The sequence below is a fragment of the Catenulispora subtropica genome, assembly GCF_039531675.1.
Classification (GTDB): Bacteria; Actinomycetota; Actinomycetes; order Streptomycetales; family Catenulisporaceae; genus Catenulispora; species Catenulispora subtropica.
The window spans coordinates 1-11,799 of sequence record NZ_BAAAQM010000072.1 but is presented as its reverse complement, the minus strand read 5'-3'; the positions used below and the strand labels follow the sequence as shown (position 1 = coordinate 11,799).

The following is an 11,799-nucleotide window of genomic DNA, read 5'->3' as shown; positions in this document are numbered from 1 at the left end:
CGGAGAGGCCGCTGCGGCGAGGCAGAGTCCTCGCCGCAGCGGCGTTCTTTGATTCACTACGGGCTGACGAAGTTCCACCTCTGTGAAGGGGACCCGACACAGATGGCCAGCTGCAGCTGCACGCCGTTATCCGTCCCGTTCCCGACCGGTGTCAGACAGCTGCTCCCACCGGGCCCGTTGGTCACGGTTCCGTCGGCGTGTGCCGTGAACTTCTGTCCCGCGATGCCGGTCCCGCAGGTCTGGACCGCTATGATCGGCGCTGAGGCATCCAGGCAGACGCCATCCTTGCCGGTCAGCGTTCCGCTGCCGGTGAAGGTCCAGAGCTGGTTGGTGTTCTTAGTGCAGACGTACAGCGTGGGCTGCGTACCGGGAGTGGTGCTGCCGTAGGGAAGGTCGATGCACTTGCTCGCAGCCTGCCCCACGAGCTCCACGTTTGCCGGGGGCTGAACCGCAGGGCTGGGCGGAACCGCGACACCCGTGGCGGAGATCTCCGCCGCGCTCGTCCACGGTCCGCGGTTGCCGGCCTCGCTCAGCGCCCGGAGCCGCAAGAACCGGGCCTTGGTCGAGGCCAAGGCCACGGTCTTCTCCGTGGCGTCGTCGGCGAAGTGCCCGACGGCCACCGGCGAACCCCACGTGACCCCGTCAAGGGAGAGATAGACTTCGTAGTCGCCGATCCGGCCGTTGATGCCTCCGTCCTGCCGGGGCAGATACTTCACCGAGTCGACATAGGACTGCGTGCCCATGTCGATCTGGATCTCGTGCGGCAGTCCCGGGACCGGGCTCACCGACCAGTCGGTGTGCCAGAAAGTGCCGGTGTTGCCGTCGATGGCGTTGACCGCGGCGCCGTTCTCCGCGTTGGTCTCCTGGCTGTCGTAGGACTTCACGGTCCAGCCGGCCTTCGAGATCAGTGGCGACGGGACAGTGCTGGGCGGTGTGGGAACCGTGGCGTTCGTCAACGTGGTGGTGAACGCCCCGGACTGGTTGCCGGCCTTGACCCACAGCAGTCCACCGTGGTCATTGGGGTCGAAGTAGTAGCCGGTGGTGGCCGCATCGTAGGCGGCCTTGCTGGTCAGAGCGGCCAGCGCGGTCGACCCCACGGTCACCGCACTGGGCCCTCCAGACAAGTGCGTCGTGAATTCGTAGCCTCGGCTTGCCGGCTTGCCGGTGTAGGAACCGGTGCTGGCGCCGACGCTGATCACGACGTTGCCCGAGCCCGACGCCGGCGCCGTGACGTTGACGGCCTGCGTCGCGGAGGACCCCTTCTGGTAGTCCCGGGTGATGCCGTCGTCTTCGTACAGCGAGAAGGACGAGTTCCCGCGCGGGTAGACGTCGTATGTCAGCGTCGACACCGGCTTCTCGCCGGTGTAGTTCATCTGCGGCCACATCGGCACGATGGCGCCCTGCCGCACGAACAGCGGCAGCGTGTCCAGCGGCGCGTTGTAGCCGTTGACGGTGGTCGGACCCTGGTAGGTCTTGCCGGTCCAGTAGTCGGTCCAGACCCCGGCCGGCAGGTAGATGCCGTCGCGGGTGGTGGTGCCGTCGACGACCGGCGCGACCAGGAAGTTGTCGCCGGCCATGAACTCCTCGCTTACGGAGTTGCCCTGCGCGACCGGGTCGTTCGGGTACTCCAGAACCAGAGCACGGGTCGCCGGCACGCCGGTCACCGAGGCGGTGTGGCTCATGGTGTAGTGGTACGGCATGAGCCGCATCTTCAGATCCAGGTACTTGCGGTTGTCCGACAGGTTCGGCTCGGAGTACTGCCACGGCTCCTTGTCGTTGTAGCCGGCACTGGGGTTGGTGCTACCCCAGCCTGACATGGTCATCGAAACCGGCAGGAAGGACTTCCACTCCAGGTCACGGGTGAACTGGTTCGGGTCGCCGCCGCCGATGCCGCCGACATCCCCTGAGGCGTAGTTGAGCCCTGACAGGCCTGCGCTGGCCACCGCCGGGACAGACCACCGGATCGTGTCGTTCGTACCGGAGTTGTCGCCGGTCCACACGATGGCGTTACGCTGCGTACCCGCCCATCCGTCGACGGTCCAGACGAACCGGCGCGCGTTCGAGTTGTTCTCGATCCCGTTCACCGCCTGCTGCACGCCATCGAAGGCGTACTCGTAGCCGCCGCCGACCCAACCGACGTCCGTCTTCACGCCCCGCGTGCCATCGGTGCCGACTTCGGTGGCGATACTCGGCAGACCGGTGGAGGTCCACAGGCCAGTGTGGAAGCCGAGGCTCGCCAGGCTGGAGACCGTGGTCTGCAGATTGGTGTAGCCGCAGCCGTAGCCGTCGTTGGGCAGGAACCAGCCGGACGGCATGTTCGCGTTCCGCGCCGCCTGGGCGTAGGCGATCACGTCGGTGGTCGTCTGATGCCCCAGGCGCGTGTGGTCGCCGCTGTAGGTCGGGTTCGAGGCGTTCCAACAGTCGGCATTGCCCAGTTCCAAACCCCACTCCGGCGCCAGGAACGGCTTGCCGGTCACATCGGTGTAGGACCCGAGGACGCCCTTGAGGTCGTTGCCGATGAAATAGTAAGCGTCGAACCGCTTCTCGTTCTGCGTCGTGGTGACCGGGCTGTTGAACGCGTACGAGCCCTTCTGCCAGGTGTTGCGCAGAACGCCGTAACCGTTGGTGCTCATGTAGAACGGCGCCGGGCTGGCGTTGTTGTTCTCCGCCCAGCCGTTGTCGGCTGCAATGGGCACGGTCATCCCGCGCAGCGCCCACGCGCCGAGCCGGAGCCCGGTCCCGTAGAACTGCTCGCTCGGGCCGCGGCCGAGGCTCTGCGTCGTGTCGGTGTCGGTCCAGCTGATGCCCGCGGACTCGGCCCAGATCAGAGTGCTGTTGTCGGGCCGGTAGGCGGCGAAGGTCAGCGGCGCCTTGTAGACCCGCAGGGTCACCGAGCCGGTGTCGATCCGATAGTAGGAGCCGGCGTCCGACCAGGTCGTTGCCGGCGGCGTGAAGGCGGTGTTCACCGCGATCTTGCTGCCGGCCGGGTTCGTGAACGACCCCGAAGGATCCAGTTGGATCCGGAAGATGTCCGCGCGCAGGAACGACACCTGCACGGCGGTCGAACCGGCAGAGACCGAATAGGTGGCGCCCGACTGGGAGAACGCCGTGACGTTTCCGACGGTGGTGGTGGCGGCCGACGCCGGAGTGGGCGCGAAGGCCACGAGGGCGGTCCCGAGGAGCGAGGCCGCTGCGAGGATCCGTGGGACGTGCCCACGGAGCAGACGAGTAAGCGTGCGCATGCCGGACATCGAAGCGCGCAGCGAGTGTGACGTCCAGTGAGTGGATCGGCAAAAAATCGTTCAGTTTCAAGCAACATTGGCCGCGAGATCACGGACGACCCTGGTGGTCAAAGGTACCTGCGGTAACTATTCGCCCAGAGTGGACCGGAGGGGCGGCGAGATGTGCGCAGCCAGGCGCCGTCTCAAGCGCGTCCCGGACATGACTCTCCGCCGGCGCGCGAGACGGGTCCAGACGTCTGTCCGCCACCCTTCAGCTCACGCTTCGGACAGATTTCTGTGACCCCGCGGCTGCTGCCGACTCTCCTATGCGAGCCCCGCTGCAGACAGAGGGCCGCCGTTGTTGATCGGATTGAGAAGATCGAATTTGAGTGGTTTGACGAGTACACGCTCAATAACATCCACGGAAGGAAACGAACGCGTGCTTGGATCACCTCGCCTGAAGGTCGGCGCGGCAGTGCTGGCCGCCGCACTCTCGGCCACCCTCGGGATCGCCCCCTCGCTTGCCTCGGCCAGCGTCGGTGCAGGCAACATCTCGATCGGCTGGTCGATTCCGAACGTTCCATCCGCCGGGTTGACCAACATCACCTTTCCGATGACGGTCGACCCGAAGACGTTGCATGAGGACGGCACCTACTTCGCGCAGCAGTTCGGATTCACGAAGTCTGGCGGCGCGTACATGGGCCTGCAGCCGCGACCGAACCTCAATGGGCACGAGCGGCTACACGCGGCGTTCTCCAGCTTCATAGCGGGTACGACTTCCACGGATCCGCTGTGCCACAACGGTGCCGACGGCGGAGCGGGCATGAGTTGCGGGGTGGATTTCGACGGTGTCTATGGACACCTCTACGCCTTGACCGTCGCACGGACCGGAGAGGATACATGGACCGGGACCGCCAGGGACACTGTCACCGGCGTGTCCACACACATCGGGACCTGGACGCTGAGCACCGGCAGTGGGAACCTGACCGGGTACTACGGCGGATTCGTGGAGTACTACCTCGGGATTTCGAACTGCGCGGGGATGCCCTTCATCGGGGTCACCTTCGGCGCGCCCACCTCGACGGACGCCGGAGGGCTGACCGGGTCGTCGGTCGCCAATGACGAGTACGGGGGTGATTGCCTCGGGCATGCCGCGTACAGTCGCGCCGCGGTCGGTAAAGGAGCGCACGTGACACGCGGGTTCGTAGCGGACACGACGTCGGAGGCGCCGACAACAGCGGCGGCGACAACAGCGGCGACAACAGCGGACGCTACGACAGCGGCGACTACTACGAAGCCGCGCAGTGCGGCCACTGCGACGGGTCCGGGCGCGTCCCCGTCGGGTTCGAACACGTCGGGGTCCGCCTCAGCCAAGACGGCCGGGTCGTCCAGTGCGTCGATCACGAGTTCGTCGACCGCGGTGACGCCCAGCGTCACAGCGAGCAGCGAAATCCCAGGAACGCCAGGTTCGTCCATCGTCGATACATCGGCCCAGTCGCCTCTTCCGCCCTCCGATTCGGCGCTCGCACCGCGATCCGACCTGACGGTGCAGTCCGCCTCGTCCGGCTCGGTGACGCTCGCGCTGGTGATCGGCGGAGCCGGGATCGCGGCCGTCGTGGCCGGATTCCCCATGCATCGACGGCGGTCTCGGCGGCGAGGTGACCACGGTTCCCGTTCAGCGGGTCGCTGACCGGCCTGCTCCGCCGTGTGCTCGGGCGGGTCGAGTCCACGGCGGAGTCCGCAGAGTATCGACCGCCGGGGCCCGTCAACCCACCGGCGTCACCGGGCTGTGTGACCTCTGAGGTCATGAGTCGGCTTCACCCGTCGCGTCATCGGCCTTGGCGACATCAGGGCCGACGACGCGCCGACCGGCGTCATCCCGATCGCCGGACCCAAGGCGAAACGCCTTCGGGCTGACCCCCACGCGCGCAGTGAACTGGCGGGCGAAGTAGCTCGGATCGTCATACCCGCACGCTTCGGCGATGGCGGAGATCGGAAGGGCCGTGGTCGTCAGGAGATCCCGGGCGTGAGCCAGCCGCTCACGGATGACGAACTCCATCGGTGAGCATCCAGTCAGCGCCTTCACCTTGGCTGCCAGGGTGTCGTAGGAGACGTACATCCGACGAGCCACGCCCTGGATGTCGACCGACTCCAGAGCGTGCTGGACCAGGTGGTCCACGGCAGCCCGGCCGATATCGCCCAGTGGCACACCGGCCTGGTGCACGAGCTGAATGATGCGGTGCAGCCGCGCCCCGGCGGCCAGATCGCGCCCGACCGACTCCGGCTGAGCCGCCGCCAGGGCCAGTTGGCGCAGCTCGTTGATGAGCACCGGCATGTCGCCCAGGGTCGTCAAGAGGGGCCCGCCAGCCAGCAGGCCGAGCCGCTCGTAGGCCTCAGTCGCCGGACCGTGGAACTGGATCCAGTGGTCGGACCATCCGCCGTCGTCCGTCCTGAGGACGTGCGGCACACGCGGAGGCAACCAGCAGAAGGAGCCGGGCCCCACCCGGCGGTCACGGCCTCGGCCCTCGATCTTGACTTCGCCGTAGCCGGCAGTGAGCAGTAGACCTGTGTACACCGGGCGGCAATCGGCCCACTGTCCGATCCTGTGCGGAGTCCGCCCGATGCCGTCGAGCACCAGGCCGGCCTCAGCGGCCTCCTCGGAGGGGTTCAGGTAGATCGATTCCTCAGACATGCCCACACCTCCGAACAGTCGAGCGGTAGAAATGGACTCCAGCGAGGAAAGCCATTGCACCGAAACGGCCGGCGGGCTTAATGTCGGCGGGCCGAAGAGCTTCGAGGCATGCTTCGCAACGAGAGCCAATAATTGTTGCGCGCTTGCGACACGGTGCTATCGCGGACGCCACTGAAAAGTCGATCGGCGACGCATCAGCACAGGTTAGGGTTGCTGCATTCCTGCTCGGAAGAAGACTACACTTGAAAATCCGCTCTTCGCTCGATAAAGGGCAATGTCTGCGCGCTTTAGTTGTGAGCTCCATGTAATCGCGCCGTCAGGCAATGCGATGCCGATGGAAGCCGCGGCGACCAGGCTCACCTCGCCGCCCAACGCAATCGGACGGGCTAGGCAATCCAGCAGCGCCTGAACCGAGTCGGCCGTTCCGCCAGGCGATGACTGGGGTAGCACCACCAAGAACTCGTCACCGCCCAGGCGACCGACGAGGCCGCCGGCCGGACACGACGCATCGAGTCGACGAGAGACCGCTTCCAGGACTGCGTCGCCTGCGTCGTGCCCATAGGTGTCGTTGATCATTTTGAAACCGTCGAGGTCCAGGAGAATGAGGCTGGGGCGGTGGCCCGCCCTGAGCGCCATGTCGTAGCGTCGACGGAGCGCTGAGCGGTTGGGCAACCCTGTCAAGCTGTCATGCTCGGCGGCGAACCGCGTGCGGAGCAGTTCATTCCGGACACGACGGCCGTTCAGCCACATCAAGGCCACTCCAGCAGCGAGCCCTCCGAGCCCGGGCCGTATGGCATGTCCGGCCATCGCCGTTTCTGGTTCTGCCTCATCGCGGAGACGTCGAGTCACACGGCAGAGTTCCTTCATCACGGTATTGTTCCTTCTACGCCGGGTTGGTTTTACAGCGGTATATGCACGATGTGTCGACGGTCCCTCTCGACACACTTTCCAGCAGACACCGGCAGGCGAGCTCATTCCAGAGCCTGGGCACCGATTTTCGATAACAAAACAGACAGATGGTTTCGGTTGTCATAGGTGGCCGTATAGAGGGGACCCGCAGTCCGCTAGGTCCACGGCCTCATTACGTAGGTATGTGTATGGGCAGCGGAGGAGTGGGTACTGCCCTCCCTCTGCAGCGCAGGCGAACATGCCCCTGAGAGAGCTACGTTTGTAGAAGCGGGTTCAGGGCGGGCGCCGGCGATCCCGTAATGACCCAGATCGGTGGGTGGCAGAGTGACCGCAACGAAGCATGACACTCGGAGCAAGCCCTCCCGTGCCAACTACGGCTTCGTCGGCCGTTCCGAGGAGTTGAAGCTTCTCCTGGAAACGCTTGAGCAGGAACCCGCAGTCGTCCTCATCGCGGGCGAAGCGGGCGTCGGCAAGTCACGCCTCCTCGACGAAGCCGCCGCGCGCGTGGAAGCGAGCGGAGTGCAAATATTGCGCGGTTGGTGCCACCCGCTGCGTGAACCTTTGCCTTTTGGGCCAGTCATCGACGCTTTGCAGTCCGCTCGTCTCCCAGCAGGCCATGTCACGCTCAGCCCAGTCACGGCTCAGCTGGCTCCGTATGTCCCCGAACTCGCCGACGCGCTCCCAGACCCGGCCGACGCTCCGGTCGGCGGTCCCCAAGGCCCCGGGCTGACCCACGCAATCCTCGGCGTACTCACAGCTCTCGGCCCGGCGCTGCTGGCCATCGAGGATGTCCACTGGGCCGACGAGGCCACGCGTGAACTCCTTCTCCTGCTCGCCCGCAACACCCCTCCCCACCTGCGTCTGCTTCTGACTTATCGTGAGGAAGAACTGCCAGAGCACCGCAATGTCCTCGGCAGCCCCTATCGCCGTCCGGTCGGCACCGCCGGTCTGGACCTCACCCTTGCTCCCCTGGACCAGAGGCACATCACCGAACTGGCCGAAACGGTCATCGGATACGGCGCCGCGGCCGTCTTGGGTCCTCAGCTCTACCAGCGCAGCGCCGGCCTGCCCCTCGTAGCCGAAGAGGATCTCCGCTTCCTCGCCGACCGTCTCGTCCACGCCCCGACCGGCACCACCCCGATGACCGTGCTTCGCGAGGCGGGTGTCCCCCGGGCTTTGAAAGAAGCCGTGACTTGCCGCGTAGCCGACCTTCCGGAGGATGCCGTAGCGGTTGTACACGCAGCCGCCATTTTGGCTGTGCCCGCCAGTGAAGAAACCCTCACCCAGCTTGCGGGCCTGAGCCAGGAGCGAGCCGAGACCGCTCTTGAAGCCGCCCTCACCGCTCACGTCCTGGAGGAGACCAGCCCTGACCGCTACGCATTCCGTCATGTCCTGGCCCGCCAGGCCGTATACGAGCGCATCCTCGGGCCCAGTCGCCGGCGCCTGCACCGCCAGGCGATCGCGGCGCTGGAGAATCAAGCCGACGCTCCCGTCGTCCAGCTCGCCTATCACGCTCGCCAACTCGGGGACCCCACCATCTGGATCCCCCGCACCAAGACCGCGGCCGAGCACGCCATCGCCATCGGCGACGACGGCATCGCCGCAGGCCAGCTCCAGCACCTCCTCTCCGAGGCCAGCCTGCCGACCGACATCCGCGTCTGGGCCGCTCTGGAGCTCAGCAGAATCATGAAGCGCCGCACCGAACCCGCCGAAAGCATCCCCCTCCTGCGGCGCATCGTCGCGGACACCTCGCTGCCGGAGGCAGTACGGGGCAAGATCCGCCTCAACGTCGGCCGGGTACTGATGAATCACGCCGACCCCCAAGGCATCCGTGAGCTGGAGATCGCCGTCACGGAGCTGGAGGCACGGCGACCCGAGCAGGCAGCCGTCGCCCTGGCCACGCTCGGTGCCGGCCAGTTTCTCTCCCGTACCCGCGAACAGAACCTGGCCGACATGGAGCGGGCGCGGGTGCTCGTCGAGCGCGGAGACGACCCGGTCGCGCGTGCCGGTGTCCTTGCGAGTCGCATCACCTTGCTGGGGAACCTCGCAGACCCGGCCGTCGACGAGCTCCTTCAGCGATTCCCGACCGAAGAGGGAAACCTGGAAGTCGCTTACCAACGCTGCCGGGCGCTGTACAACACGGCGGACAACTACCTGGTGATCGGCCGTGACGAGCGCGCCGCCGCGCTTCTTGACGCCGCCGAGGACTTGGCCAAACGCATCAACTACCAATTCATCCTCGTGCGGTGCGCAGTGGACCGGATCGAACTCGACTTCGGCGAGGGCCGCTGGGACAGCCTGGCCGACAGAGCCGACCACTTGGCCCACCAGAGCACAGTGCCCACTGTGGGCGTGGAACTGATGCAAATACGCGCGCAACTCGACATAGCAGCCGGGCGTTGGGGCGAAGCACAGCATGCACTCAGCTACTGCACGGGCGACGCCTTCTCGCTCACGTATCTGGTGGGCAGCGCCGTTCTCGGCCGCTACCATCTGGCGCGCGGCGACCCCGCAGCCGCCTGGAATGCAGTAGATCCGGCGTTGAAGGCGCTGCGCCACAAGGACATCTGGGTCTGGCAGACGGATCTGTTGCCCGTCGCAGCCGAAGCAGCAGGAGTGACCGGGCACCACCGGGAAGCTGCCGACATCGTCGACCGGGCGGCGAGTGGAGCGCGCGGTGCGGACGCCCCGGCCGCGACCGCCGAAATCCTCCTCGCCCAAGGCCTGATCGCCGCCGACACCGACCCCCGAGCCGCCTTCGACTTGCTGGAGCAAGCTCGCCTTCGTTACTCGGCGATTCCCCGCCCCTACCACGCCGCCCGTTGCTCGGAACACCTCGGCCACCTCCTCGCCGCCGACTCCGCTGCGGCAGCACCCCATTTCGAACGGGCACTCGATGCCTTCACGGCGCTCGATGCCACCGCCGACGCTGCCCGCTGCCAGCGCAGTCTGCGCAAGGCCGGCCAGTACCGCCCGGCCCCGCGGGGACGTCACAGCTACGGCACCGATCTCACCCCCCGCGAACGCCAGGTCGCTGACCTCCTCGCCACCGGCGCCTCCAACAAGGACATCGCGCAAGCGCTCGCGTTGTCGGTACGCACCGCAGAGCACCATGTCGCCCGGGTCCTGAAAAAGCTTCGCACCACTCGTGGCAACATCTCAGGTCCTTGAGTTGGTGTGTGGTTCGCCGGTGTCCGCCACCGTCCCGAGGCCAGCAGCCGATGGCCGCGTCTACTTGATGGATCCCGCCGTCAGTCCGTCGACGACCTTCCGTTCGATGAGGCCGAAGAGGATGATCACCGGGATGGTCGCGATGACGGTGCTCGCGAACAGGTGTCCGTAGTCCACCGTGTACTGGCCGATGTAGTTGTCCACCGCCACTGACAACGGTGCCTTGTCCGGGCTTGTTGTCAGGGTCAGGGCCACGATGAACTCGTTCCACGCGGCGATGAAGGTGAAGATCAGCGCGGTCACGATGCCCGGCATCGCCAGCGGGATCGTCACCCGGCGGAACGCGCCGAAGCGGGTCGCGCCGTCGATCATCGCCGCCTGCTCCAGCTCCACCGGGATCGCGGCGAAGTAGGCCGACAGGATCCAGACCGCGAAAGCCAGGTTGAAGCCGGCGTCGACCATGATCAGGGCCCAGACCGAGTCGATCAGGCCCAGGTCGCGCATCTCACCGTAGATGCCGATCACCATCGCGGTCGGCTGGAACATCTGCGTGACCAGCACCAGGATCAGGAACGCCTTGCGGCCGCGGAACTTCTTGCGCGCCGTGTAGTAGGCCGCCGGCAGCGCCACCAGCAGCACCAGGAACGTGGCGCCGAAGGCGATCTCCAGGGTGATCCGCATGTTGGTGCCGAAGCTCGACGTCCCGGAGAACACCGAGGTGAAGTTCGACCATTCGAAGTGCTTCGGGATGATCGTCGGGTCCGCGCCCTCCTTCACCGGCCGCAGCGCGGTGAGGAACATCTCCAGGTAGGGCGTGATGAAGACCAGGGCGATCAGGTAGGCGCCGCCCATGATCGCGATCTTCCTGCCGGGCAGGCCGCGCTTGGGCTTGACCGGGCCCGGGTAGCTCACCCGGCGGCCGGTGGAAGAAGAGGAAGAGGAGGAGGTCGTCACCGTCGTCATCAGTCGGCCTCGCTGTTCCACTTGCTCACCTTCAGGAAGGCGAAGACGATCGCGATCACCAGCACGAAGTTCACCACCGACAGGGCCGCGGACTCCCCGATGTGGCCGCCCTTCTTCAGCACCCACATGAACACGGTGGTGGTGGACGTGTCATAGCCCGGTCCGCCGCGGGTCATCTCCCAGATGATCGGGAAACTGTTGAACACGTTCATCACGTTGATCACCGCGGCCACCAGCAGCGACGGGCGCAGCATCGGCAGGGTCACCGAGAAGTAGGTGCGGACCTTGCTCGCGCCGTCCATCTTCGCCGCCTCGTAAACCTCCGCGGGGACGGTCTGCAGGCCGGCGATCACGGTGTAGCTGGTGAACGGGATGGAGACGAAGACCGCGACCGCCATCTCCCAGACGAACCCGGAGGTCGAGTGGCCCAGCCAGTCCGCGGTCGGGCTGTTGAGGTCCACCAGGCCGATGTCGTCCAGCAGGATGTTGATGAAGCCGTAGCCCTGGTAGAGCATCCACTTGAAGATGATGGCGGTCATCATCACCGAGGCCGCCCACGGCGCGATCAGCGCCCAGCGGGCCACGGTGCGGCCCGGGAAGCGCTGGTTGAACAGCTGCGCCACGGCCAGCGAGACCACCATGGTGACGGTGACGACCACTATGACCCAGATCCCGGTGCGCAGCAGCACCCCGTTCAGGTCCTGCTCGTCGAACAGCTTGCTGTAGTTGTCGGTCCCGTTCGCGCCCAGGTCCACGCCGTAGCGGGACCAGTGCCGGGTCGAGGAGGAGACCATCTTCACCACCGGCCACAGCACGGCGAAGGCGATCAGCGCGATCGCCGGG

The 11,799-nt window shown here is 66.3% G+C and carries 7 protein-coding genes; 2 read left to right on the top strand and 5 right to left on the bottom strand.

Annotation, left to right across the window (positions count from 1 at the left end):
* Positions 1 to 56: 56 nt before the first annotated feature.
* On the bottom strand, positions 57 to 3,242 hold the full coding sequence (locus ABD466_RS39225) for a TIM-barrel domain-containing protein (protein WP_344662366.1): 3,186 nt from the start codon (positions 3,240 to 3,242) through the stop codon (positions 57 to 59).
* 418 nt (positions 3,243 to 3,660) lie between these two features.
* Between ABD466_RS39225 and ABD466_RS39220 the strand changes: the two genes are divergently transcribed.
* Positions 3,661 to 4,911 carry a hypothetical protein gene (locus ABD466_RS39220; RefSeq protein WP_344662365.1) on the top strand — a complete coding sequence of 417 codons (1,251 nt, stop codon included), beginning with the start codon at positions 3,661 to 3,663 and terminating at the stop codon, positions 4,909 to 4,911.
* A gap of 114 nt (positions 4,912 to 5,025) precedes the next feature.
* On the opposite strand, the gene ABD466_RS39215 is transcribed toward ABD466_RS39220, so the two are convergent.
* A complete protein-coding gene (locus tag ABD466_RS39215; protein ID WP_344662364.1) occupies positions 5,026 to 5,913 on the bottom strand; it encodes a helix-turn-helix domain-containing protein in 888 nt (295 codons plus the stop codon).
* A gap of 204 nt (positions 5,914 to 6,117) precedes the next feature.
* A complete protein-coding gene (locus ABD466_RS39210) occupies positions 6,118 to 6,780 on the bottom strand; it encodes a diguanylate cyclase domain-containing protein (RefSeq protein WP_344662401.1) in 663 nt (220 codons plus the stop codon).
* A gap of 366 nt (positions 6,781 to 7,146) precedes the next feature.
* On the opposite strand from ABD466_RS39210, the gene ABD466_RS39205 reads away from it, so the two are divergent.
* Positions 7,147 to 9,993: an ATP-binding protein gene (locus ABD466_RS39205; protein WP_344662363.1), complete on the top strand. Its 2,847-nt coding sequence runs from the start codon at positions 7,147 to 7,149 to the stop codon at positions 9,991 to 9,993.
* A 60-nt stretch (positions 9,994 to 10,053) separates the two neighbouring features.
* On the opposite strand, the gene ABD466_RS39200 is transcribed toward ABD466_RS39205, so the two are convergent.
* On the bottom strand, positions 10,054 to 10,956 hold the full coding sequence (locus ABD466_RS39200; RefSeq protein WP_425558852.1) for a carbohydrate ABC transporter permease: 903 nt from the start codon (positions 10,954 to 10,956) through the stop codon (positions 10,054 to 10,056).
* A partial coding sequence (locus ABD466_RS39195; protein ID WP_344662362.1) for a carbohydrate ABC transporter permease occupies positions 10,956 to 11,799 on the bottom strand: 844 nt, incomplete at its 5' end. The genes ABD466_RS39200 and ABD466_RS39195, both read right to left, overlap by 1 nt.